General features: G+C 44.6%; 26 protein-coding genes. 8 read left to right on the top strand and 18 right to left on the bottom strand.

Features of this window, described 5'->3' with window-relative positions; all coding sequences use genetic code 11:
- Nucleotides 1–26 precede the first annotated feature (26 nt).
- Together H6F41_RS07465 and H6F41_RS07460 are read right to left on the bottom strand one after the other, a co-directional pair.
- A complete protein-coding gene (locus H6F41_RS07465; RefSeq protein WP_190402847.1) occupies nt 27–1,022 on the bottom strand; it encodes an NAD(P)/FAD-dependent oxidoreductase in 996 nt (331 codons plus the stop codon).
- A gap of 68 nt (nt 1,023–1,090) precedes the next feature.
- Nucleotides 1,091–1,663 (bottom strand): peroxiredoxin, encoded by a 573-nt coding sequence (locus H6F41_RS07460; RefSeq protein ID WP_190402846.1) that lies wholly within the window; start codon nt 1,661–1,663, stop codon nt 1,091–1,093.
- A 264-nt stretch (nt 1,664–1,927) separates the two neighbouring features.
- Here H6F41_RS07460 and H6F41_RS07455 point away from each other — a divergent pair, with 264 nt between their 5' ends.
- A complete protein-coding gene (locus tag H6F41_RS07455) occupies nt 1,928–2,347 on the top strand; it encodes a Fur family transcriptional regulator (protein ID WP_190402845.1) in 420 nt (139 codons plus the stop codon).
- 30 nt (nt 2,348–2,377) lie between these two features.
- Here the strand turns inward: H6F41_RS07455 and H6F41_RS07450 are convergent, their stop codons facing one another.
- Genes H6F41_RS07450 through H6F41_RS07440 form a run of 3 tightly spaced genes read right to left on the bottom strand, consistent with a single transcriptional unit; the run spans nt 2,378 to nt 3,723 of the window.
- Nucleotides 2,378–2,923: a DUF948 domain-containing protein gene (locus H6F41_RS07450; RefSeq protein ID WP_190402844.1), complete on the bottom strand. Its 546-nt coding sequence runs from the start codon at nt 2,921–2,923 to the stop codon at nt 2,378–2,380.
- 55 nt (nt 2,924–2,978) lie between these two features.
- On the bottom strand, nt 2,979–3,335 hold the full coding sequence (locus H6F41_RS07445; RefSeq protein WP_190402843.1) for a YtxH domain-containing protein: 357 nt from the start codon (nt 3,333–3,335) through the stop codon (nt 2,979–2,981).
- Nucleotides 3,316–3,723, bottom strand: a complete 408-nt coding sequence (locus H6F41_RS07440) for a hypothetical protein (RefSeq protein ID WP_190402842.1) — start codon at nt 3,721–3,723, stop codon at nt 3,316–3,318. The genes H6F41_RS07445 and H6F41_RS07440 overlap by 20 nt, the downstream gene beginning before the upstream one ends.
- Nucleotides 3,724–4,150: 427 nt before the next feature.
- Between H6F41_RS07440 and H6F41_RS07435 the strand changes: the two genes are divergently transcribed.
- The 4 genes from H6F41_RS07435 (at nt 4,151) to H6F41_RS07425 (ending at nt 6,445) form a co-directional block, all read left to right on the top strand.
- Nucleotides 4,151–4,903 carry a LuxR C-terminal-related transcriptional regulator gene (locus H6F41_RS07435; RefSeq protein ID WP_190402841.1) on the top strand — a complete coding sequence of 251 codons (753 nt, stop codon included), beginning with the start codon at nt 4,151–4,153 and terminating at the stop codon, nt 4,901–4,903.
- 207 nt (nt 4,904–5,110) lie between these two features.
- Nucleotides 5,111–5,236, top strand: a complete 126-nt coding sequence (locus tag H6F41_RS19150; protein ID WP_277873985.1) for a hypothetical protein — start codon at nt 5,111–5,113, stop codon at nt 5,234–5,236.
- A 420-nt stretch (nt 5,237–5,656) separates the two neighbouring features.
- Nucleotides 5,657–5,926 carry a 30S ribosomal protein S15 gene (gene rpsO / locus H6F41_RS07430; RefSeq protein WP_190402840.1) on the top strand — a complete coding sequence of 90 codons (270 nt, stop codon included), beginning with the start codon at nt 5,657–5,659 and terminating at the stop codon, nt 5,924–5,926.
- A gap of 30 nt (nt 5,927–5,956) precedes the next feature.
- The gene (locus tag H6F41_RS07425; RefSeq protein WP_190402839.1) at nt 5,957–6,445 is read left to right on the top strand and encodes a PAM68 family protein; all 489 of its coding nucleotides are present in this window, start codon (nt 5,957–5,959) and stop codon (nt 6,443–6,445) included.
- Between the two features lie 78 nt (nt 6,446–6,523).
- On the opposite strand, the gene H6F41_RS07420 is transcribed toward H6F41_RS07425, so the two are convergent.
- The 6 genes from H6F41_RS07420 to H6F41_RS07395 all read right to left on the bottom strand — a co-directional run bounded on the left by H6F41_RS07420 (nt 6,524) and on the right by H6F41_RS07395 (nt 10,375).
- The gene (locus tag H6F41_RS07420; protein WP_190402838.1) at nt 6,524–7,180 is read right to left on the bottom strand and encodes a V4R domain-containing protein; all 657 of its coding nucleotides are present in this window, start codon (nt 7,178–7,180) and stop codon (nt 6,524–6,526) included.
- Between the two features lie 12 nt (nt 7,181–7,192).
- Nucleotides 7,193–7,651, bottom strand: a complete 459-nt coding sequence (locus tag H6F41_RS07415) for a globin family protein (RefSeq protein WP_190402837.1) — start codon at nt 7,649–7,651, stop codon at nt 7,193–7,195.
- 18 nt (nt 7,652–7,669) lie between these two features.
- Complete coding sequence (locus H6F41_RS07410; RefSeq protein WP_190402836.1) at nt 7,670–7,948, bottom strand: hypothetical protein; 279 nt, start codon at nt 7,946–7,948, stop codon at nt 7,670–7,672.
- The gene (locus tag H6F41_RS07405; RefSeq protein WP_190402835.1) at nt 7,945–8,625 is read right to left on the bottom strand and encodes a V4R domain-containing protein; all 681 of its coding nucleotides are present in this window, start codon (nt 8,623–8,625) and stop codon (nt 7,945–7,947) included. The genes H6F41_RS07410 and H6F41_RS07405 overlap by 4 nt, the downstream gene beginning before the upstream one ends.
- Nucleotides 8,626–8,716: 91 nt before the next feature.
- The gene (locus H6F41_RS07400) at nt 8,717–9,211 is read right to left on the bottom strand and encodes a 2Fe-2S iron-sulfur cluster-binding protein (RefSeq protein ID WP_190402834.1); all 495 of its coding nucleotides are present in this window, start codon (nt 9,209–9,211) and stop codon (nt 8,717–8,719) included.
- A gap of 93 nt (nt 9,212–9,304) precedes the next feature.
- Complete coding sequence (locus H6F41_RS07395; protein ID WP_190402833.1) at nt 9,305–10,375, bottom strand: hypothetical protein; 1,071 nt, start codon at nt 10,373–10,375, stop codon at nt 9,305–9,307.
- Between the two features lie 19 nt (nt 10,376–10,394).
- Between H6F41_RS07395 and H6F41_RS07390 the strand changes: the two genes are divergently transcribed.
- Together H6F41_RS07390 and hisC are read left to right on the top strand one after the other, a co-directional pair.
- The gene (locus H6F41_RS07390) at nt 10,395–11,324 is read left to right on the top strand and encodes a LysR family transcriptional regulator (RefSeq protein ID WP_190402832.1); all 930 of its coding nucleotides are present in this window, start codon (nt 10,395–10,397) and stop codon (nt 11,322–11,324) included.
- Nucleotides 11,325–11,409: 85 nt separating this feature from the next.
- Nucleotides 11,410–12,456 carry a histidinol-phosphate transaminase gene (hisC, locus tag H6F41_RS07385; protein WP_190402831.1) on the top strand — a complete coding sequence of 349 codons (1,047 nt, stop codon included), beginning with the start codon at nt 11,410–11,412 and terminating at the stop codon, nt 12,454–12,456.
- Nucleotides 12,457–12,486: 30 nt separating this feature from the next.
- On the opposite strand, the gene H6F41_RS07380 is transcribed toward hisC, so the two are convergent.
- The 3 genes from H6F41_RS07380 to H6F41_RS07370 form a co-directional block, all read right to left on the bottom strand.
- Nucleotides 12,487–13,749, bottom strand: a complete 1,263-nt coding sequence (locus H6F41_RS07380; protein WP_190402830.1) for a bifunctional folylpolyglutamate synthase/dihydrofolate synthase — start codon at nt 13,747–13,749, stop codon at nt 12,487–12,489.
- Nucleotides 13,730–14,086, bottom strand: a complete 357-nt coding sequence (locus H6F41_RS07375) for a nuclear transport factor 2 family protein (RefSeq protein ID WP_190402829.1) — start codon at nt 14,084–14,086, stop codon at nt 13,730–13,732. The genes H6F41_RS07380 and H6F41_RS07375 overlap by 20 nt, the downstream gene beginning before the upstream one ends.
- A 173-nt stretch (nt 14,087–14,259) precedes the next feature.
- Nucleotides 14,260–14,778: a CGLD27 family protein gene (locus H6F41_RS07370; RefSeq protein ID WP_322095890.1), complete on the bottom strand. Its 519-nt coding sequence runs from the start codon at nt 14,776–14,778 to the stop codon at nt 14,260–14,262.
- 186 nt (nt 14,779–14,964) lie between these two features.
- Between H6F41_RS07370 and H6F41_RS07365 the strand changes: the two genes are divergently transcribed.
- Entirely contained in the window at nt 14,965–15,594 is a 630-nt protein-coding gene (locus tag H6F41_RS07365; RefSeq protein WP_190402828.1) for a DUF3318 domain-containing protein, read from the top strand.
- Nucleotides 15,595–15,631: 37 nt separating this feature from the next.
- Here H6F41_RS07365 and smc read toward each other — a convergent pair whose 3' ends face one another.
- From smc to H6F41_RS07345, 4 genes are all read right to left on the bottom strand, one after another.
- A complete protein-coding gene (smc, locus tag H6F41_RS07360) occupies nt 15,632–19,228 on the bottom strand; it encodes a chromosome segregation protein SMC (RefSeq protein WP_190402827.1) in 3,597 nt (1,198 codons plus the stop codon).
- A 134-nt stretch (nt 19,229–19,362) separates the two neighbouring features.
- A complete protein-coding gene (gene dut / locus H6F41_RS07355) occupies nt 19,363–19,800 on the bottom strand; it encodes a dUTP diphosphatase (RefSeq protein WP_190402826.1) in 438 nt (145 codons plus the stop codon).
- Nucleotides 19,801–19,854: 54 nt separating this feature from the next.
- Nucleotides 19,855–20,055, bottom strand: coding sequence for a hypothetical protein (locus H6F41_RS07350; RefSeq protein ID WP_190402825.1), 201 nt, complete (start codon nt 20,053–20,055; stop codon nt 19,855–19,857).
- Nucleotides 19,997–21,718, bottom strand: coding sequence for a protein kinase domain-containing protein (locus tag H6F41_RS07345; RefSeq protein ID WP_190402824.1), 1,722 nt, complete (start codon nt 21,716–21,718; stop codon nt 19,997–19,999). Before H6F41_RS07345 ends, H6F41_RS07350 begins: the two co-directional genes overlap by 59 nt.
- Between the last annotated feature and the right edge of the window lie 2 nt (nt 21,719–21,720).

Genomic DNA, 21,720 nt, shown 5'->3' with positions numbered 1-21,720 from the left:
AAAAGCGCCGCATTGCGGCGCTTTTTTTATGCCTGTTTAATATTCTCTTCCCATTTCCGAGGCTCACTCGCACGGCGAATATTGCGCCAGATTTGAGTTGCCGCCAAAGTGCCATCAGCCACTGCAATCGACACTTGATTCAAACCTTTTTTCAAATCACCAAGGGCAAAAATGCGATCGTGACTGGTCTTGCACATATCGTTAGTAACAAGGCTCTGCCCATCCCATTCCAAGCCTTCGATACCCTTGAGGTATTGATTATGGTAAATCGAACCCATACCCACTAAACCAGTAGTCGCTTCCACGATTGTACCGTCGGTTAGTTCTACACCACTGAGTTTATGGTTTTCCCCATGAAATTTTGCGATCGGTGCTTCGTACAGAGGATAGCCATGGTCTGCTAATTTTTGCTTCATCGCATCGCTGACAGAACACAAACCATGGGTCAGCACAGAAATATAAGGCGTGAACCAGTTCAATACGAAAGCTGCCCCAATCTGCCCTTCCGTATTCGCAATTAGCACTGCTTTTTGATCCCACATGTCAAAGCCATCACAGATCATACAAACATGAAGCGTATAGCCAGCATAGTCATAGACATTCTGCATATCTTCTAGCTGAGGCAAATGGTCAATAATGCCCGAAGCTGCAACTACATACTTACTGCGAAATATGGGATAAATGCTGTCTTTTTTCCCAACTTTTACCTTAACAGCAAAGGTTTCACCTTCATCGGTTACCTCTTCCACATAGCCACGCAGATGATCAGCTCCCCAATCTAAAGAAGTCTTAGTAGCATGGTTTAAAATATCGCGGCCGGGGGTATGGGGATCTAGTCCTACATAGTTCCGCAGATCCTGCATCCATAGCGATCGTCCTTTTCCCTTCTCAATCACTAAGCATTTCAGACCGTAGCGAGCCAAATAGATTGCCGCCGATAGCCCGCCCATGCCACCACCAACGACGATCGCATCGTAAACCGTCTCAAGGCGCTCATTTAGATTTTTGCTAGAGAGTTTCATAGCACCCCATTTTAAGTACATTAATAAAAATAAGAAAGTACGCTGCGCGTACTTTCTTATTTTAGTGATTAGCCTTCAAAAGCTAGACGAGGAGAGGATACGCCAGCAGGAGCAGCACCCTTTAGGTAAGCCAACATGGTGTCAGCGTCAGAAACTTCAAAAGGATCGGTTTCACAGTTATCAGAAAAACCAGGCTCAACGAAGATCTTCTCGATCTTGCAATCGTTTACGAGCATAGAATAGCGCCAAGAGCGAAGACCAAAACCGATGTTGGACTTGTCAACTAACATACCCATCTTGCGGGTAAATTCGCCAGCACCATCGGGGAGCAAGAATACATTCTTAGCGCCGATTTCCTTGCCCCACTTGAACATTACGAAAGCATCGTTAACAGATACACAGATAACTGCATCCACACCTAGACCCTTGAATTCTTCATAAAGCTCTTCGTAGCGGGGTAAGTGATTGGATGAACAGGTAGGAGTGAATGCACCAGGTAGAGAGAAAACAACTACTTTTTTGCCAGCAAATAGATCTTGAGTAGTTTTGTCTTCCCAACGATAGGGGTTAGGACCACCAACGGACTCGTCACGTACACGGGTCTTGAAAACTACGTTTGGTACGGTTTCGATAACTGCCATATTTTTTCTGGTTTTAATGCTTATCTGAACAAAACTAAGAATAGTTCTTATTTAAAAATTAGTCAATACCTAGATTAACTCAAATCTTTGAAAAACTTTAATAAATTTGTAGTTCCTAAATAGAGATGATATAGTTGCAATCCAAGTGATTAGAGATTTCTATAGCACTTGAACAAGGGATCAAAAATTTTAGTGAAATCTTTTTGGTAAATTTCCCTAACTGGGATGTAGGGAAATACAGAAAGAATTTAGGAGGAAGTCTATATGCAAAAGCAAGCAGATCAGGTTGTCCAAATATTGAAATCAAAGGGTTTGCGGGTCACCCCACAACGTTTTGCTGTGTATGCAAATTTGCTTGAGCGCCAAGATCACCCCACTGCCGAGCAAATCTTGCATGATCTCAATCAAAATGCACCTACTTCCTCTCAAGCAACGGTTTATCTATCACTGCAAACCTTGCGAGATGCAGGACTAGTGCGTGAGGTGCTGCTAGAGCAGGGTGTCTGTCGTTATGATGCCAATATTGAACCACACCATCACTTTCGCTGTCGGTGTTGCGGTGAAATAGAGGATATTGAATGGAATGCTTTTCAGGGTTTGGGTTTTCAGCAAGTTCGTGCAGGCTTAAAGGTGGATAGCTATGAAGTAACCGTGAGTGGCGTTTGCGATCGCTGTCATAAATAAAAATGAGGGTCGCTTTGCAACCCTCATTTTTTAGTCATCGTCACTGTCACTTAAATCTCCCATAAACCCCTCAGAGCGAATATCATCTGGGGTAATCAACCTTTGTTGCTCAGTAATATCATTATCTTCATCTTCCTCTAATTCTTCCGCAGGGACATTACCAGAACGTAAATTGTCTGCATACAAATCTGACGCTGATCTCTGTTTGCGACGAGGGCGACCAAGGGACTTTAACCCCGCTTTAATGCCAGCAAAGGCACTTTTAGTGGCAATTGTGGCATTAGAAGCCCCTTGACGTACTCCTTTAATCCCATCATTAACCTGTTTCACCGCTTCACCCGCGCTTTTTGCCCCCTGATTTAGCTCATCACTTAACTCACTTAGCTCTAAACCTGTCATGCGAATTGCCTCAAGGGTTGCAGGCAACTCTCGCGTTAAGGTGTCAGCGAGCCTAATAATGCTATTTGCTGCCTTCGCTAATTCTTGGAATGTGGGGATTGCGGTTAGCAAGAGAATTGTCAGACAAACAACTACTAACAAAAATGACAAACCCAGTAGAAAGATTGCTTCTGACATAATTTCTTATAAGTAATTACCCTTGAAAGAACTCTTTAGAGAACGGTGCAAGCAGCTATTGTTCATCATCTAATTGATCATCTTCTATCAATGAGCCAATTGATGAACTGCTCATTGATGTTGCTAATTCTTCCTGTAGCCTGCGACTAGCTTCTTGTCCTGTTGCGATCGCTTCCTGTAAGCGGACTAGAGCTTCATCGATAGTACGTTGTGCCTGTTCTGTAAAGCGATCAGCTTGATACTGCACGGTTGAACCCAATTCTTCAGCTATTTGGGGTAAATCCTGCGCTGATTTTTTTAGAGCTAGACGGGTTTGCTTTCCCGATCGCGGTGCAAATAGAATGCCCACTGCTGCACCGATCGTCGTACCGACTATCAGTCCACCAAAAAATTTACCTGCGCCGTTTGACATTTTGCTTGCTCCCTGACGACTTGCTGCCTGACGACTTTTTGTTGAGTTTGTTGTTTAGAGAATTTGACGTGCCTCTCGTATTTTTGCGAGATTGCTGCCAACGACTCCCTAAAAAGGATACACCACGGGCTACTACAGACAGTAATTTACGGATTTTATCCAGTTGCGTTTGTAAAATTAGATATTGTTTACGAGTTGTATCAACCCCACCGCGAGCTACCTCAAGACTAGGGGTGGAGACTTCTAAGCCATTTTGACAGGCTTCTGTCCAGCCATCTACGGTTTTGACCGTCGCATTTAGGGCTGCCCGAAATTTCCAGACTTGCCATGAAGCCCATAATAATCCTGCGCTCAGTATTAATTGTGTTGCGATCGCAATCCAAATCATTTTTTAGTAGTAAATAATAATAAATATCAAAATTTTTAGGATTTATAATAGAGGGAACAATAAATTAATTACTCCATCCTTTACTATTTTTGCGAATTTCTTAAATCTTCCTCTATTACATTCTTCGATCTTGATCAAATTAGGTGTTTTACTAAAAATACAAGCTTTCGACAGACAATCCCATAAATTGTCTGGGACTGAAGTCTAGGTATTTTCATTATGGCCAGCTATTGCTAAAGTAATGCCTTCTCATTGCTATGTTAAGTGAGACACAAAATTATTGAATTTTATTAGTTGCTTTGATCTAAATTTGGGCTAAACAAGTGACATAATATGCCATCAAAAGCCATGGATTTGCAAAAGGAACTCAAAATTCATTAAACTAGTCTCACAATATAGAAATAGGTTATATTGGCAATTGATTGAGATGCACACAACAAAGTTGTCTAACGGTTCAGTGACCCTTTTATATCCATACCCATATCTGATTATTTACGCAGACGAGGGGCAGCAGACAGTTCCACTCATAGACGCAAATTATTGGACAATTGGGAGAGGCTACGATAACTCAATTGTACTAAGCGACAAATGTGTCTCGCGCTACCATGGTGCGTTGCAGGTTGCTGGCGCTAACCCTGAACATGCTGACATGAATAGCAAGGGAGACTTAAAAAATCGTAACACTAATGCATCGAGCAATTTCTACCTAGTAGATTTTGATAGCTGCAATGGCTCCTTCATTCGTGGTCAGCGCATTACTGTTCCTGTCTTGTTAAAAAGTGGCGATCGCGTAACCATCGGCAAGACTGATATAGATTTTTTCTCTCCCCATAAGCGTGAGCCGCATCGACCATCAAGCGCCCCTCTACGTTGGCTAAAAGATACCCGAAGAGTTTTCCATCAAAATGATCACCCGCTCACACCGTCTGAAGACAGAGTGTTCCAACAGGTTGTCAAAGGTTTTACCAATAAAGAAATTGGCAAACGCCTCCAAATCAGTCCAAGGACTGTCCAAACCCATCTCAGCAGCATTATGACTAAGCTCAATCTAGAAAACCGTTCTCAGATTGTTAGGTATGCTTTTGAGCAAAGTTATCGACCTAAAGCGGGTGATAGCGTTGATAGTTCTGATGCAGTGGATGCGATCGAAAACTCTAGCAATACTGATGAAAGCAAGTAAAATTTGCAGTAATTCCAGATAAGTAAGGGCGGCGCAGAGCGCCGCCCTTATTTATTTCCTAGCAATGGTTCTAAAAACTAAAAATGCCATATTCGCTCTGCCAAATCTTAAAAAACAAGCTGTAGGTTGCTACCTCCGTCTAATTTGACATTAAAATAAGCTCACAGTTTTCTTTTATTCTTTACCTAACTCAATTAACTGATCAACATGCTTGACCTTAAAGTGATTTTGCCAGCCTTGACAATTTTATTTACCGTTAGCTGCCTATTCTTTGGTACTCGCAACGGATTTTATGACACTGATAAATATCATGGCAATGGCTCGGCCCATTAGACAAGATAACTAGAAATGCTCCGCCCATAAAGCCCCAAAAATCGTGGCGTATACTGCGCGTACGCCACGATTTTTGGGGCTTTATATTTAATTGCACCTAGCTGCTTATATAAAAATATCTGCTCAATATGTTAAGCTAGTTTGTCTGAAAGTTAAAAGCTTTAGAAAAAGGCGATCGCATCGTCACGCAAATGTACTCAGAGACTACTGAGGAAAGGAAACCGCCTAAGCAGTCGTTCTATCAGGACAAGAGCTTCTATATTCTGATAAGTGGCGCAACCCCAACTATGACAGTAGGCAAAGATGGGAATAACTAGGAAATCTCAATCGAAAGGTTGAGAAGCTCGCATCGTAGCGCCTTAGTGCGCTTAATGTCGGGTACATGTCACGTACACCCTTAAGACACGTCAAGTTTTTATCATGGCACTTTTGCAAGAACGCAAATTAGAAATATTCTCCGAATATCAAAAACATCCTACCGACACTGGTTCATCTGATGTGCAGGTTGCTTTGCTAACCGAGCGAGTAATTCAGTTGACTGCTCACCTCAAGTTACACCCAAAAGATTTTTCATCTCGCCGCAGCTTGCTAAAGATTATTGGTCAGCGTAAGCGTTTGCTGTCCTATGTTCGTAATCAAGATCGTAATCATTACAAACAGCTAATTCAAAGCCTTGGTATCAGAGGCTAATGTAAAAAACAGCCGACGCGAGGAACAAAAGTGAGTAAGCCAAACGAGCGCATTCCTTTCGAGCCTAATAACCGCAACAAAAAGTCAAAGGAAGCAAAAAAGCCTTCTATTGCTCCTGTGGCTGTAAAAAAAAGCAGCGCTGACACCAAGCCAACTGGCAAGCGTAGTAACTCTTTGGGCATACCAGATGAAGTAAATCGGCGCATTATCCGCCGTGCAGCTTTATTTTGTGGTATTCCCACGGGGCTAGGTCTAGCAACTTTTTTTGTTAGCTACATCCTCGTTAGTAAGCACATAATTGATCTACCAACTTCAGCAGTTGTGTTAGTGAGTATGTTGTTTTTAGGGATCGGTGTTGCGGGACTCAGCTATGGAGCAATTTCTGCATCTTGGGATGAGGGAAGAGTTGGTAGTTGGTGGGGTGGCGAAGAATTTAAGAAGAATTTTGGCTATTTAACTGAAGCGTGGAAATCACAGCAACAGATAGCCAGAGCTTCCCAGAAACCTCCAAACAAATAAAAACTTAATCCCTGTGGCGTAAGCCACAGGGATTAAGTTTTTACAGATCAAAAAGGCTAGCCTAGCTAGCCTTTTTGATTATTTGAGAATTCTCTGGAGGATTGTTTCGTGGGGTAAACCTTCAGCCAAAAATGAATCAACGATTTGTAGTCTTTCAGGTAGCCCAATAATATAGGTATTGCAATCAGCCCCCAAAGACTCACAGGTTGTCTGGACAGCGAAAAGTTCACGACCTGTAAGCCGACTAAAAAATGATGTCAACACACCTGCTTCTAGATAACCCGTTGGCATGGTGTTACCCACAACAGCACGGACATAGGGGGAATTGAATGTTTTGATGAGAATAAATCCTTGGGCTTGGTATTGGGGATCAAATTCAAACTTGCCCCAACCATGGGTACGCCAACATTCCTTTAAGCTTTGAATGAAGGTGATCATATTCATCTCAGCAAGATTCTGAGAATAATATTCTTCAATTGATTCCGTGAATCTGGTGTAAAAGTTTTTGCCCCACCACTTACCACAATTAAATAAAACCAATTTCGATGCTTGTCCCGTCTCTTTTGCCAAGCCTGCATAGAGTGATGAGATCAAGGTTTCTGGTACTGCCAATAGCCGATCGCCACGACGATTTTCTAACAGACCAATTTCTAAGTCCCCTTTGACATAGGCATTGTAGTCAAAAAAGTTAGAGGGGATACGATTTTCTTTGATGATATCGGCGACAGAAATCATAGTTTTTTGTCTCTAGTAGATTAACGTGACTTGGGCAGCAGTAATCAAAGGCTGAATCAAGGTAAGTTGGGTAGGACTTAACTGTTGACGCAATTCTTGGTTTAGCAATTTATAAAGAGTTTCGTTAAGACGACGCATGTCTCGCATAGACATGATGCCCTCTAACCAATTCAGCAATCGCTCCTTTAAAAAGTTTTCGTCGTTCAATAGCATTGCCATTGAGCTATATCTCAGAACCAGAATCAAGTTTCTGACTCCAGTTTCAAGATCTTCGTCAGTGATGCTTGGCAACTCATTGGGTACTGAGTCTGCTACGGCTTGTAAAATTGCGATTTCGCGATCGCGAATTAGTTTATAAAGCTTGAGACGATCAGGTAATGAACTAATGTAGCTTTCCATTAGTCCTAGTTCATCGGAGGCAAGATAGCGATCCTGCGCTTGATTAATTAGTTCTTGAATCTTCGGAACCATAGTTCTTGTATTGCGTGCTTAGAAAAATTTATAGATATCGTCAAGAAAATCTTCAAGGGTTTCCTTAGTCTCATCGATCGGCTCGCTGACCTTTGGTGCAGCCGTAGCTGCGATCGCAGGGATTCCTGTCCAAGAAATAGCTCGAAAATATTCCCTGACTGACATGGAAAAACTCAGCGTTTGGGTGACTTTGCCATTGCTGTCATTGCTCAAAACTGGGGCAATCTCACGATTTTCCCAATTAACATCCTGCCAAAAACTGCGTAGTGGCAATAACCTCCAGTCTGGGATGCTCATTTTAGAAATTCTCCGTTTCGCAGGCGACCTTCAATATCACGGGTAGTCGCACCTTCATTGAGCCAGAACGAAGCTGCATCAATACGGTTTTTGCCACCGAGCAAGAATTTACAGTAATTTTCACCCATGGAATAGCATTGAATCTCGATGCACTCCAACTCTTTATTAACTAGGTGGGTAAAGAAGCCCGAAAACAGTCCTGCATAGAGGTGACAAACTGGCTTGCCCACGTCACCAAGGCTACGCGCAACGGCGGAGTCAAACACACTAATAAACATGAACCCCTGCTTGCGATCGCTCATGTCTACCTGCCAACGTCCCCACCCTTGCGATGTAAACGGCCACCACCAAGTTTCTAGCAAAAATGGCAGATTGGTTTGACGAATACTACGCCCAAAATCGCGTTCAAACCATTTCGTAAAAAACAGTGCATCCTGTTGTCCCCATTCGCAGCCAATTGAGTACATAACTGCTGCTGATGCATCACCAACTTCGTCCTCTAGCCCTTCCTGTAGGCCAATAATAAAATCTTCGCTGGTCAGGATATTTCTAGAGCCATTCCAATCCTCGATAATTCCCTGTTCGAGATTAGGAATAAAGAAATCTTGCAAACTGTAATGATTGTTTTTTCGCTTGCCTCGGCTAGCACTATTGGGACGCTCTACAGCAACAGTCATGAGTAAATACTCCTATCACTAAAAATTTGTTTTGAAATACTGATGTGGATAGCAAGCAAGTTAGTAACTTGTTCGAGTAATGCAGTTACTCTTACTCAAAAACATCGGCTCTTTTGGTATTTGCCAATTGTTCACCAACACTGAAATTAGTATTTTCAAGCTGACGCACAACCGATCTGGTAATTAGTTGTCCAACTTCTACCAAGGTTTGACCAGTAATCGGGCTAAGTAATGGTTTTTCGCATCTTCTGCCAATAAGTGCTTCGATATCTTGAATCGACTGCACATACATACCGACAGGTAGCTCAACGACAACCCCTTCACCCATAACTTTGGCTTGGCAAGCTAGTCTAGAGTTGGGTTTGCACGTGGTAATTACCTCTAAAGTGCGTTGTTCGCGCTTGCCCATAGGACTAAGCGAAGACATGCCCTCTTGAATATAAACGTGACAGGTTGCACACATGCCACGGCCGCCACATTCCTTTAAAATACTTAACTCGTCTCCCATTAAGCCAGAGAGTAATGCCCCGTTTGTTGCAATATCTGCTACTTGGGCAATTGGCTCGATTCTTACACGCTTCGCCATTATTTAGCTCGCCTCTGCGATGGTTCCCCTTAGTATTAAAGATTAGTTTAGCTCATTTAAGGTATAGGCTTTAGTCAGTTTCCGCCAAAAAGCCTAGAGAAGCAATTGCTTTTGTCTTGCATCAAGACAATCTTCACCTAGCATTTGATCAAAATTACGGATTACTTGTTTGCAACGTTTTATGTAGGCAGAGACCCATTGATGAATTTGTGTAAGTTGCTCAGGATTGCAAACAATTGTAGTTTGTTTGGGGTGGGATACTTGACCACTTCGATCTACCTCAAACTCACCCAGCCAAGAGGAATCAGGGCGGCTCGATTTCCAATAATTAGTGACTACAACTTTACCTAAATATTGAGTCGTAAAGCTGCTGAGCTTATTCATGGCGACCACAAGTTCATCTAACTTATAGTCCTGTGGGTCATTTTTCGCTGATACTGGGCTAGGGCTGACACTTTGAGTAGTGACAGCAGCCCTAGTTGTTGGAGTCGTCGCTGTAGGAGGTGTTTGTGGTTTGGCGGTACTTTGAGGAGCGTTCTGGGCTGGCGAATTTTGGGTTTGGACACCAGCAGATGGCTGTGGGGTTTGTCTTTGCGGAATACCTGTTTGTGTAGCTGATACATTCTGTTGTGGTGCTACTCGTGCATCGATATTACTGGAGCTAATCGGGCTAGCGACAGGAGCAGACCTCGCAACTTGTTGGGTTCCCGTAGCTGGACTAGGCGATGGCTTATCAATAGTTGGAGGAGAATTATTGTTTTCATTCCAACTCGAACTTGGTAAAGAATGCTGGGTGACCGCCCCTAATAAAACCTTAAAGTATGCGACTGTGTTGTAAGTATCTGTTTCAATCAGATATTTGACTTTGGTAATTACGCCTTGATACTCAACTTTTTTGATGTCTCTGTCTGTTAGCACAACTAAAACCATTCCATGGTTTAGCTTGTAAATAAAAACAGTGTTAACTCCAAAGTGAAATTCAAATGACTCAAATCCCTCTGGCACGTTCTCAACAACTTGTAAAACTCCTTGCCCTAATGCTTGCTTTGTCCGATCTAATACGGTATCTAATCCGTAAAAATAAGGACGCATACGGCGATTTGTGAGGGCGATCCCCACAACTCCTGCTAAATTCAAGAAATCCTGAATAACCTCCCGACTCATCTTTTCTCACGCTGCTTCTATGATCGACATACCGTTCACCCTAGACCAATTACGCATTCTCAAGGCGATCGCTGCTGAGGGTAGCTTTAAACGCGCCGCCGATAGCCTGTATGTGTCTCAACCCGCCGTTAGTTTACAAGTGCAGCATCTAGAGCGACAGCTCGATGTACCTTTGTTTGATCGTGGGGGCAGAAGAGCACAGTTAACAGAGGCTGGACAGTTATTGCTTTCCTATGGTGATCGCATTTTAAGCCTTTGCCAAGAGACTTGTCGTGCCATTGATGATTTACAAAATCTCAATGGTGGGACTCTAATTATAGGTGCTAGTCAAACGACAGGAACCTATTTAATGCCACAAATGATCGGGTTGTTTCGTAAGAAATACCCAGAAGTCTCAGTGCAGCTCCATGTTCATTCTACAAGGCGAACGGCATGGAGTGTTGCTAATGGACAGGTGGATTTAGCGATTATTGGTGGAGAAATTCCTGCGGATTTACACGACTCATTAGAGATTACACCCTATGCTGAAGATGAGCTAGCCCTAATTTTGCCGACTTCGCATCCACTGGCTCAGGCAGGAGCTTTGCCGATTGAAGAGTTGTATAAATTGCAATTTATTACGCTCGATTCGCAATCAACGATTCGTAAGGCAATTGATCGGGTGCTACTTGATAGTGGGGTTGATCCGAGGCAATTAGCGATCGCAATGGAGTTAAATTCGATTGAGGCGATTAAAAATGCAGTACAGGCAGGGTTGGGGGCAGCATTTTTGTCGGTAACTGCGATCGAGAAGGAGTTGCAGATGGGAGCATTGCAGCAAATGCGGATTGATGGGGTGGTGATCAAGCGGATGTTATTACAAATTCGTAATCCTAATCGTTATCGCTCTAAGGCAACGGAGGCTTTTTGTAATGAGGTCTTGCCAGTTTTCCGAGATAAAGCTACTTAAGCAAAAGGGGACGCATAGCGTCCCCTTTTGCTTGAGGATGATTGAGATACAATGATAGACCTGACATAAATTTCCACCTTGAGCTATGAGCTATTTTCGCCCCGCTATTGATGCAATGACTGGCTATGTTCCGGGGGAACAGCCAAAGTCTGGGATCAAAGTTATTAAACTAAATACCAACGAAAATCCCTATCCACCTTCACCAAAAGTGATCGCAGCTTTACAAAATATCGATAGTGATGCTTTGCGCCGCTATCCTGACCCCTTTGCCCATGAGTTTTGTCAGGCAGTCAGTGAGGTCATGGGTGTGCCTGCGGATTGGGTGATTGTTGGTAATGGTAGCGATGATGTGCTGAATATTTTGATTCGAGCCTGTGCGGAAGGTTTTGAGCGGAAAGTGGTTTACCCGATGCCAACCTATGTGTTGTATCGGACGCTCTCGGCAATGCAACCTGCGGAGGTGGTGGAGGTTCCCTATGGTGATAATTTTCAGTTACCCATCGAACAGTTGGTGGCGGCTAATGGTGCAGTTACCTTTATTGCTTCACCCAATAGCCCATCAGGGCATGTTGTACCTTTGGCGGATTTACGCCAATTGGCGCGGCTAGTGTCAGGGATTGTGGTTATTGATGAAGCCTATGTAGATTTTGCGGAAGGTTCGGCTCTAGAGCTAGTTAAGGAATTTGACAATGTGATTGTGTTACGCACTTTGTCGAAGGGATACTCTTTGGCTGGCTTAAGACTAGGGTTTGGGATTGCGAAGCCGCAGCTTTTGGCGGGATTATTTAAGGTCAAGGATAGCTATAACATCGATGCGATCGCAATTTCGATGGGGACGGCGGCGATGCGTGACCAATCCTATAAGCAGGATTGTGCTGAAAAAGTCAAAATTTCGCGATCGCAATTGACCAAGGATCTGAGAAATCTTGGCTTTAAGGTTTTTGAGTCCCATGGCAATTTTGTATTGGCAACTCCTGCAAAGGGCAATGCTGCGGAAATTTATTTAAAACTAAAGGAATTAGGTATTTTGGTGCGCTATTTCAATCAGGAGGGACTGGCGGATAAGTTGCGGATTACGGTTGGCACTGATGAGCAGAACCAAGCTTTGATAGAGGCTTTGGGTAACTTGTAGACGAGATGCGGCGCAAAGCGCCGCATCTCGTCAGTTTTGTTTGGCTAAAAATTCACCAACCAGATAAAGTGATCCACAAAGAATCACGATGTCGTCGCCAATGTCATCAAAGGCTGTCTCTAGTCCCAATGGCAAGCTGTTATAGGCTTGCGGCGTGGTTTTGAGGATGGCGGTGGCAATTTTGGCTAAGGATTGCGGCTCTGTGGTGGCAGGGCTAGATACTGGGACTGGAAAAAATAAATCATCGGGATGCAAAATTTCCTTGAGGATGCCTGATTGATCCTTAGTGTTAAGGATGCCAACTACCCAGCGCTTGCGTTGACTGGGGAACGCCTCATCAACAAATTGGCGCAGATATTTCGCCGCCGCCACATTATGCGCCCCGTCAATCAATATTTTTTGAGATTTGCCCTGTAATTGCAACTCTATCCATTGCAACCGTCCCGCCCACTGGGTGTTTGCCATGCCTGTGATGATGGCATCACGGCTAATTTGCCAGCCTTGACTTTGTAAGGATTGAATAACGGCGATCGCGATCGCCGAATTGATCAGTTGATGGTTTCCTAATAGCGGTAAAGGATACTCAAAACCTTGCCAGCTTGCCCCCGTGGTAGTGCGCTTTGCGGAACTAACCCAAGTGACGGGAGATTGTAAATCTGCGGATCTTGCCTGTAAAACTGCGATCGCATCAGGCTCACCCCCCGCCATAACCACAGGACATTGCGGCTTCATAATTCCTGCTTTTTCTGAGGCGATCGCCCCCAAAGTATTGCCCAACTGTTGGCAATGGTCTAAACCAATCGAGGTAATTGCACAAACAAGGGGATGATCGCAAACATTGGTTGCGTCAAGTCTGCCGCCTAAACCTGTTTCGATGATGGCAATATCAACTTGCTGCTCGGCAAAATACCACCACATCGCGGCGGTAATTACTTCAAACTGGGTGGGGGGAAATTCAGGTGCGATCGCATTTTGGACTGCACTTAAAGCTTTGCCTAGATCTTGATCACTAATCCATACTCCATTGATGGTGATGCGCTCCCGCCAATCCAGTAAATGGGGGGAGGTGTAGCGCCCGACCCGATAGCCTGCTGCTTGCAAAATTGACAGCAAAAAGGCACAAACCGAGCCTTTGCCGTTTGTGCCTGCCACATGAATGACGGGAACCCGTTGATGGGGATTGCCCAGAGCATTGAGCAATTGATGGATGCGGTCTAAACCTAAATGAATACCAAACTGCTCAAAGCTAGCCAGATATGCGTCGGTTGATTGATTAAGTAGCTGTGGAGACATGAACTTCTAATGCGTAGATTTTGCCTTGGGCATCCACTTCGGCAATATGTCGGCCTTGCATGGCGAATAGTTCGCCACTGTTGCGTTTGCCTGCGACTGCCCAAATAGCTTCTAGTCCATTCTCTGTCTTTCTGGTTGTCCAGACCCTGTTCATTCCTGAATAGGATTGAAAAAATTGCCGATATAAATTTGCGATCGCATCTCTGCCCACCACTTTACGCGCCCCCGCAGGTTGAACTTCGGCTTGTTCCGCAAACAATTCTACCAATGCGTTAAATGCGCCTTCATCAACACTAGCGCGATCGGAAAGTTCAAAATATTTGTCTAAAACGGTCATAGTCTTTGCCTCAGCATCTCTGAATCTAAAGTCTTTGCTGCATTGCAGATTTGCTTTAGATTTATTTGGTTGTAAACATATGTTAAGCATTGCAGCGCAAAATGACTTCACCCAAAGGATGGTAACTAATAAAAAAGCGCCACCTGCATCGCAGGTGGCGCTTTTTTATTAGGTTAACCCCAAACCTTTAAACTACCTAAACTCAGAATCAGGAAACCCACAATTCCTAACAAAGTTTTTTGCAATCGGTTGACCACAGGCTTGATTTCATAGGCAACTAGGAGCCGATCCTTAGCGAGGTCAGCTTCAGGCTTTTCCCATGTTTGTCCGTCATACCAACCCGATTCTTCATAAAAAATCTTGGCACTATCAAGGCGTTGTTTCACATGATTCCATCCCGATAGCATGAGCAATACGGGTAAAATCAAGCCCACACTGCCGCCAATACTCGCCACACAGATAAATTGCCACAAATGCCGACTCGGTGACTCAATGCTCATGGCAACTGGCAAAAATATAATCGTGAAGCCTAGCCACATTAATAATAAAACGCGCAAATATTGCGATCGCGTTTTCTTTGCCCAACGATAAAAGAAAGCTTCCTTCAGCTCGACATATTCATTTAGGGGTTGTTGATCTTTAGGAACAGGACAAGTCATGGCTGATTTGATAATGAGCGGATATTTTTTCACTCTAGCCAATTTAACCTGATTTTTAAAGGGATGATTTTCATTTGCTGAAAATTATCCCTTAGATTTAAGTCAGGCGATATGCCTGAAAGGCTATCCAAAGCTGATATCAAATTAACAAAGTTACAAATCACTAGGGACTATACTAATATTTACCTATTCGTAACTTCTGAACTTTGACGAAGATTCATGCCATCTCCTACTTCTTCTCTCCGAAATACCTTTGCCAGAACAGAGATCCGTCGTCTGCAAGATTTGCTGCCGCCCGAATTGCAGGCATGGGTAAAAGTGCTTAACGCTGATGGTGTCCGCCCCCCATTGATTACCTGTGAAGAAGCGGGTGGTGATGAGGTGGTAATTTTAGTTGATATGGTGCGCTGGGAAAGATTGGCTGAAGATCAGCGTAATCTTTTGTACTGGCATGAAGTCGCCCGCATTCAAAACGATGCTGTCCCCAAAGATGGTTGGGAGGTCGCAGCCCTAGCGATCGGTTTAGGTGGTGCTGTGGGTGAACTATGGGTACAGAATGGCTTGCTATTTGTCCTCGCTCTAGGAATCTGTGGTATTGCAGGTTTTCAACTATGGCGCAAAGGTACGAGCAAAAAGGATATTCGCAATTTGATCGAAGCTGACCAAGGGGCAATTCGCCTAGCTGTCCGAAACGGGTATCCATTACCTGCGGCATACAAAAGTTTGGGCAGTGCGCTCAAGATTATGCTGAGTGATGTATCTAAAGGTCGTTCACGGACGTTAATTGAAAAGAGACTAGATGCTCTGCGTGCTGAAGCTAACAAAGCAAGACGCAATTACGAAAACTGAAAAAACAAAAAAGTTGGCTAAGCCAGCTTTTTTTGTTTTAAACCGATCGCAATTCTAATCCCAACACTTGCGTATGCTCGCCGCGTGCTTGAGTTACACCGATCGTGCGCTCTGATGCTTCGATCATGGGGCGGCGCAGGCTGACTACGATAAATTGTGCGAGATTGGCTTGCTTACGTACCATTTTTGAGAGGCGTTCCACATTTGCCCCATCGAGAAACATATCGACTTCATCAAAGGCATAGAAAGGTGATGGACGATAGCGTTGGAGCGCAAAAATAAAACTAAGGGCAGTGAGGGATTTCTCGCCCCCAGACATGGATGCGAGGTGCTGCACAGGCTTGCCTTTGGGGTGAGCCACTAGGGTCAAGCCACCACTGAGCGGCGCGTTAGGATTTTCTAACTGCAAATAGCCATCACCATCCGACAATTCGGCAAAGATTTCTTTGAAATGTTCATTTACCGCATCGAAGGCTTGCATAAAAGCGCGTTGCCGTAATGTCGTGAAATTCTCAATCCTAATTAAAAGTTCCGTGCGTTCTTGATTGAGGGTTTCTAGGCGGTTGCTCAATTCATCAAGCCGCTCGGCAGTTGCCTCGTATTCGGTGATTGCCATCATATTGACAGGCTCCATCGACTGAATCCGCTTGAGCAAACGACGTTGCTCTAGTTGCAACTGCTCAAGGGTCATGGTTTCGGGGACTTCAGGCAATGGATCAGGTAGCTCCAGTTGTTCTAGTTGTTCAGCAAACTGGGCAAGTTGTTGTTCTAATTCAAGTTGCCGTTCCCGATTTTTTTGCAACTGCCATTGTTGCTGATGCTGTTGTTGTTGCTGAGCGCGGAGTGAACGCTCTACGGAGTCCCGTTCTTGCTTGGCTGCACCAATGGTTTGCTCCAGCACATCCAGTCGAGACTGATAGGAGACAATCGCTTGCTCAGTTTGCTTAATTTGATTCTGGACTTGCGAGGTACTGTTAATTAATTCCGATTGGGTACTGCGTAACTCCTGTAAGCGAGTTTGTCGCTGTGCCATTTTTTCGAGAGCTAATTTATGCTGATTTTCTAATTCTCCTAGTTGTTGTTTAGCCGTTCTTAGTTCAATCTCCGCAGTATTTAGAAGGGCTTCTTGACCCTGTAAGGCATCCTGAGCCTGTAACCAACGACTATGGGTTCCCGACTTTTCGAGTTCGGCTAGTTCGGCACGCTTTACCAATAATTTTGCTTCAATTTCGGCAATATTCCCATCGAGGGTACTCAGCTGGGCTTGCCCAATTTCGATCGCAGAACGGGTTTGTTGGATTTGAGCTTGGAGACGATTGCGATCGCGACTATTGCGTTCAATTTGCTCATAAATGCGATCGCGTTTTAGCTGCGATTCACGATGCGTAGTTCGGGCAACTTGTAGTTGCTCTTCGTATTTAGCAATCCCTGTTAATGCGCCCCTTAACCTTTGATTGAGTCTGGCAAGCATTTGATCGATTTCCATGAGGCGATCACGCAGTTGCTTTGTCTCTGCTGACTCAGTGGGTGTAGAAGTGCCAAAATGTAAACTCGTGTGATTGGGCGAGCTGCCACCCGTCATTGCCCCTGATGTTTCGAGAATTTCACCTTCAAGGGTGACCATGCGATATTTACCGATGTGAAATCGCGCTTGGTCGAGATGTTCGAATACCAGCGTATTACCAAACACAAAGGAAAATACATCTTGGTAGCGATCTTCATAGGTGACCAGATTAAAGGCATAGTCAATCGCACCGAGTTTTTGAGCTTCTTTACGAGATGGGAATCGGGCGGACTGTAATTTATTTAAAGGCAGGAAAGTCGCTCGTCCAGCTCTTTCTTTTTTGAGTAAGGCGATCGCTTCGGCGGCAACTTGATCATCTTCTACAACCAAGTTCCCTAATCGTCCACCTGCACAAATTTCTAGTGCTAATTGATAGCGAGGTTCGACTAGTCCCAATTGCGCGACTAGTCCATACACACCCGATAGGTTTGATTCGATGACAACCTGCGAGGCTCTAGTGCCTTGGACTTCACGACTAGCTTGAACTTGCGCTTCTAACTTATCAAGTTGACGGGTTTTGACGCGCTGCTCTTGTGTAATCCGTTCAATGGTTTCATTTTGCAGTTGCACTTCTAACTGTGCTTCAGCCAAATTTTTGGCAAGGGTCTGCACCAAAGATTCCGCGCCACTCACTTCTGCTTCTTGCAGACGCAAAGCATCTTCTAGGGACTGATTGGACAGCATATCTACGGCATAGCGACCCTCTCCTGCAAGAATTTCCTGTAGCTCCCGCTCTTGAGAATCTAATTGCAGCGATCGCTGATTGAGAACTTCTCTAAGTCTGGTTTGCTCTTGCTTTTGCGGATCGAGTTCACTCTGAAGGCTATCAACATCTTGCCTGATTTGGGTTTGTTGGCGCACCCAATCCGAGGAGGCGGAGGCAATTGCTTGGACTTCTTTACGGTATTGGGAGACAATTGCCAACTGTTGATCCCGCGATTTTTCAGTAACGACTACCGCTTCTTCTTTAAGGCTTTTTTGTGACTCTAAGGATGCAGCTTCTTTTAAAAGATGATCAATCTCTTCTTGCGTGCTGACAATATGGTTTTGGTTGTTTTGATAGGCACTGGTTAACGATTGTTGTTGACGCTGTAAGCCGCGCAGCTCGGCCTGTTGTCCTGATAAATTACTAGAAACTGATAGATATTCTTCTTCGCCAAGGGTATGCACGCGATCGCTTAATTCATTAAGCTGAACTGTGCCTGCATCAATCACTTGCGCGATCTCAGTTAAGGCTTTTTCTAGGTTCTGGCACTGGTCTTGATTATTCAGTAACTCAACATTGCGAACCGATTGTTGATATAGGATGTCTCGTTGTTGCAGCACCACTTCCGATGCTTCCATTTGTTCATATTCTAAACGCAGGGCTTTATATTTTTCCGCCTTAACGCGATCGCCCTTAAGTTTCTCTTTGTTGGCAATTAATTCCTGCTCCACAATCCGAAATCTTTCTTCTTGGGCTTTTACATCATCTAATTTATTTTTTGCCGTTGTAATTTTGCGATCGAACTCACCCACACCCGCCAATTCATCAATGATTTCTCGTCGTTCGCGAGAGTTCATCGAGATGATGCCCGTGACATCCCCCTGCAACACCACGTTATAGCCTTCGGGATAGATCCGAAATTTGGCGAGCTGCTCATGCAATTCACTTAAATTACAGGGTGTGCCGTTGATGTAATAGGTAGAAGTATAAGTACCTTGACTGGTCACCCGCAGCTTTCGCATCACTGTCCATTCGCCAACGACCTGCCCCTCGGCGGTAGGGATTTCTACGCCTTCAGCCTGTAGTGCAGTGATTTCTGCTGCTTCCAAAGCAAAGGTGACAATCACACTCGCCTCTACCATTCGCCCTTTCTTACTATGGGCTTGGTTGACCAGATCGGGCAGTCGATCGGCACGCATCCCCTTAGAGCCTGCTAGTCCTAGCGCAAACAGTAGCGCGTCAAGGATGTTGGATTTGCCAGAGCCGTTAGGCCCTGAAACAACGGTGAATCCTTGCAAAAGGGGGATCGAGGTGGTCGAGCCAAAGGACTTAAATCTGGTAAGTTCTACGTTTTTAATGTACATATTGCGATCGCAGGCTGACCGAGGATTAACAGGCTATGGGGAACAGCACGAAAGTGCCAATACGTTATCATAACTTGCACAAAATGGCGTAGGAGTCGGCAGTTTTTTTGACTAAAATTTGACTAATACTTTGGCTAAACTAAGCCTGTACTACCAAATCCACCTGTACCGCGATCGCTGTTGCCTAGTTCCCCTTCGATATAGTTTGCTCGAATGACGGGCTTTAAAACTAACTGAGCAATCTTTTGTCCTTTAGCAAAAGTATAGGCTTCTGTCCCCAAATTGACCATAATCACCTGAATCTCGCCACGATAGCCAGCATCAACTGTTCCAGGGGCATTGAGAACCGTCACCCCATGCTTAAGAGCCAAGCCACTTTTAGGACGAACTTGAATTTCATAGCCTAGAGGAATGTCAACAGCCAGTCCTGTAGGAATGGCGGCGCGTTGCTGTGGCTGGAGCGTTATTTCGTCAACTGTAAAAACATCTGCTCCTGCATCACCCGTATGGGCATAACTAGGAATTTGGGCATCAACATGGAGCTTTTGGAACTTGATATCTACGATTTGCATGGAATCAACTTAATTTCTACAGAAAACTCAATACATTCTACATTGCTTGCATTCCTAGCCTGCGATCGCAAAAAGGGATTGGAGTGCTTCTGCGGGTACTGCTTCCCAAGCATCAACTTTTAGCTCTTGCAAGACATCCTGCCCCGTTGGATCGTGGACAGTGAAATCAAGATGACGGTTGAGATACTTGGGAACCTTAGAAAGAGAGATTATCAGGACTTGGTTTTGGTCTAACTGGCTCAGGAGCAGGTTCAATGGGAACTGGCAATGGTGAAGGATCAGGAACTCTCGTTGGTTCAGGAGTAGGGATTGTTGATGGTTCTTCTGTTGGCTGTTCCGTTGGTGTTACCGTTGGCTCAGGCGTGGGGGAAGTCGTAGCCGTTGGCGTAGGAGTCGGCGTGGGAGTTGGTGTTTTGGTGGGCAATGGCTCTGGTCTGGAAGCGGCTTTTAGTTGCACATCAAGTTTGTAACTGCTCTCAACGTTACTATTGGTTTGGATTTTGATGTAATAAACGCCACTTTTTTTGAGAGTGCCTTGCCAATAGCCACTCAGGTTATCGATCGCTTTACTGTCCAAAGGAATTTCGTCATCGGTTTGGATTGTCATTTGTAATCCTGTGCCTGACAAATCCACGGTTAGTAATTCATTCCTTTCGGCATTAAAGCGAACGTTAATAACTTGCCCTGCGGAGATACGACCACTCAGCTCACCGCCAAGCCCGTTAATCGTGGGTCTGAGATTAATAGAAGTATTGGTGTTAACTGGATTTGTGGCATCTACCGATTCTGTCGGCGATGCAGTGGGGCTTTGAGTAACCTGAGTGCGGCTAAAGAATAAAGAGGTAATTGCCCAAGAAGCAAATCCAGCCAGCAAAATCAGAAAAATGCCCAAAAACCAGTTGATGCCCCCATCATTATTGGCTTTATTGGACTGACTAGCCCTGTTGGCATTGCCATTGTTGTAAGGAGCAGGATTGCGATTGCTAGCACCCGCAACAACGGTGCGCTGGGGTAAAGTCGCGGCAACATTGGATGGTACTGGTCTGCCCACAGCATAGGTTTTTGCTCCCGAAAAAGAAGCTTGAGCAACTTGTAAAGCTTGCATCACCTCATCGGCAGAACGATAGCGATTGGTGGGCTTATAGCTCAACATTTGGTTGATGACTCGTGCAAAGGCAGGATTGACATTGGCAAATTGTTGCCAATTCCACGCGAGATTAATGCTATCGAATAGTTCGGAAGGCTCACGACCAGTTAGCAGCACAATCGAGGTAACGGCTAGCGCATAAAGGTCACTATTGGCATAGGCATTGCCAGACTGGAGCTGCTCAGGTGGGGCATAGCCAGCTTTGCCCGCAACCGTTGAGGCGGGAATACCCATTTGGCTACTGAGTTTGGCATTAGTTTCTTGCACCACCCCAAAGTCAATGAGTACGGGCAAGTGATCTTGCGATCGCAACATTAGGTTTTCAGGAGAGATATCGCGGTGAATAATGTTGTGGCTATGTAAGTAACTCAGCACTGGCAGAAGTTGCTGCATCAGCACGAAAATTTCATTCTCCGAAAAAGTTTGTCCAGTTTTTAAGCGCTCTAGTAGTAAATTGCGATAATTTTGCCCTTCTACATAGTCTTGTACCAAGAGCAATCGCCCTTCAGACTCAAAGGTGGCACGAAATTCTGGCACTTGAGGATGCCTAATTTGATAAAGTACCGATGCTTCGCGACGAAACAGCTCCTTCGATTTTTCGGTTACTTCTTGGGAGTCTTGAGGCGGAATAAATTCTTTGAGGACACAGGTTTCGTTAAAGCGCTCTAAGTCTTGAGCTAAGTATGTGCGCCCCATACCTCCCTGCCCGATAGTAGCTCGAACAGCATAGCGACCTTTAAGTATAAAACCTTGAGGAAATGGGGGTTGCATAG

The organism is Pseudanabaena mucicola FACHB-723 (genome assembly GCF_014696385.1).
Lineage (GTDB): Bacteria > Cyanobacteriota > Cyanobacteriia > Pseudanabaenales > Pseudanabaenaceae > Pseudanabaena.
This window is presented reverse-complemented; position numbering and strand designations above follow the sequence as displayed.

Bases quoted from the DNA above. Each gene is read 5' to 3' on its own strand.
- H6F41_RS07465 (WP_190402847.1), bottom strand. From the start codon at position 1,022: ATGAAACTCTCTAGCAAAAATCTAAATGAGCGCCTTGAGACGGTTTAC.
- H6F41_RS07460 (WP_190402846.1), bottom strand. From the start codon at position 1,663: ATGGCAGTTATCGAAACCGTACCAAACGTAGTTTTCAAGACCCGTGTA.
- H6F41_RS07455 (WP_190402845.1), top strand. From the start codon at position 1,928: ATGCAAAAGCAAGCAGATCAGGTTGTCCAAATATTGAAATCAAAGGGT.
- H6F41_RS07450 (WP_190402844.1), bottom strand. From the start codon at position 2,923: ATGTCAGAAGCAATCTTTCTACTGGGTTTGTCATTTTTGTTAGTAGTT.
- H6F41_RS07445 (WP_190402843.1), bottom strand. From the start codon at position 3,335: ATGTCAAACGGCGCAGGTAAATTTTTTGGTGGACTGATAGTCGGTACG.
- H6F41_RS07440 (WP_190402842.1), bottom strand. From the start codon at position 3,723: ATGATTTGGATTGCGATCGCAACACAATTAATACTGAGCGCAGGATTA.
- H6F41_RS07435 (WP_190402841.1), top strand. From the start codon at position 4,151: ATGCACACAACAAAGTTGTCTAACGGTTCAGTGACCCTTTTATATCCA.
- H6F41_RS19150 (WP_277873985.1), top strand. From the start codon at position 5,111: ATGCTTGACCTTAAAGTGATTTTGCCAGCCTTGACAATTTTATTTACC.
- rpsO (WP_190402840.1), top strand. From the start codon at position 5,657: ATGGCACTTTTGCAAGAACGCAAATTAGAAATATTCTCCGAATATCAA.
- H6F41_RS07420 (WP_190402838.1), bottom strand. From the start codon at position 7,180: ATGATTTCTGTCGCCGATATCATCAAAGAAAATCGTATCCCCTCTAAC.
- H6F41_RS07415 (WP_190402837.1), bottom strand. From the start codon at position 7,651: ATGGTTCCGAAGATTCAAGAACTAATTAATCAAGCGCAGGATCGCTAT.
- H6F41_RS07410 (WP_190402836.1), bottom strand. From the start codon at position 7,948: ATGAGCATCCCAGACTGGAGGTTATTGCCACTACGCAGTTTTTGGCAG.
- H6F41_RS07405 (WP_190402835.1), bottom strand. From the start codon at position 8,625: ATGACTGTTGCTGTAGAGCGTCCCAATAGTGCTAGCCGAGGCAAGCGA.
- H6F41_RS07400 (WP_190402834.1), bottom strand. From the start codon at position 9,211: ATGGCGAAGCGTGTAAGAATCGAGCCAATTGCCCAAGTAGCAGATATT.
- H6F41_RS07395 (WP_190402833.1), bottom strand. From the start codon at position 10,375: ATGAGTCGGGAGGTTATTCAGGATTTCTTGAATTTAGCAGGAGTTGTG.
- H6F41_RS07390 (WP_190402832.1), top strand. From the start codon at position 10,395: ATGATCGACATACCGTTCACCCTAGACCAATTACGCATTCTCAAGGCG.
- hisC (WP_190402831.1), top strand. From the start codon at position 11,410: ATGAGCTATTTTCGCCCCGCTATTGATGCAATGACTGGCTATGTTCCG.
- H6F41_RS07380 (WP_190402830.1), bottom strand. From the start codon at position 13,749: ATGTCTCCACAGCTACTTAATCAATCAACCGACGCATATCTGGCTAGC.
- H6F41_RS07375 (WP_190402829.1), bottom strand. From the start codon at position 14,086: ATGACCGTTTTAGACAAATATTTTGAACTTTCCGATCGCGCTAGTGTT.
- H6F41_RS07365 (WP_190402828.1), top strand. From the start codon at position 14,965: ATGCCATCTCCTACTTCTTCTCTCCGAAATACCTTTGCCAGAACAGAG.
- smc (WP_190402827.1), bottom strand. From the start codon at position 19,228: ATGTACATTAAAAACGTAGAACTTACCAGATTTAAGTCCTTTGGCTCG.
- dut (WP_190402826.1), bottom strand. From the start codon at position 19,800: ATGCAAATCGTAGATATCAAGTTCCAAAAGCTCCATGTTGATGCCCAA.
- H6F41_RS07345 (WP_190402824.1), bottom strand. From the start codon at position 21,718: ATGCAACCCCCATTTCCTCAAGGTTTTATACTTAAAGGTCGCTATGCT.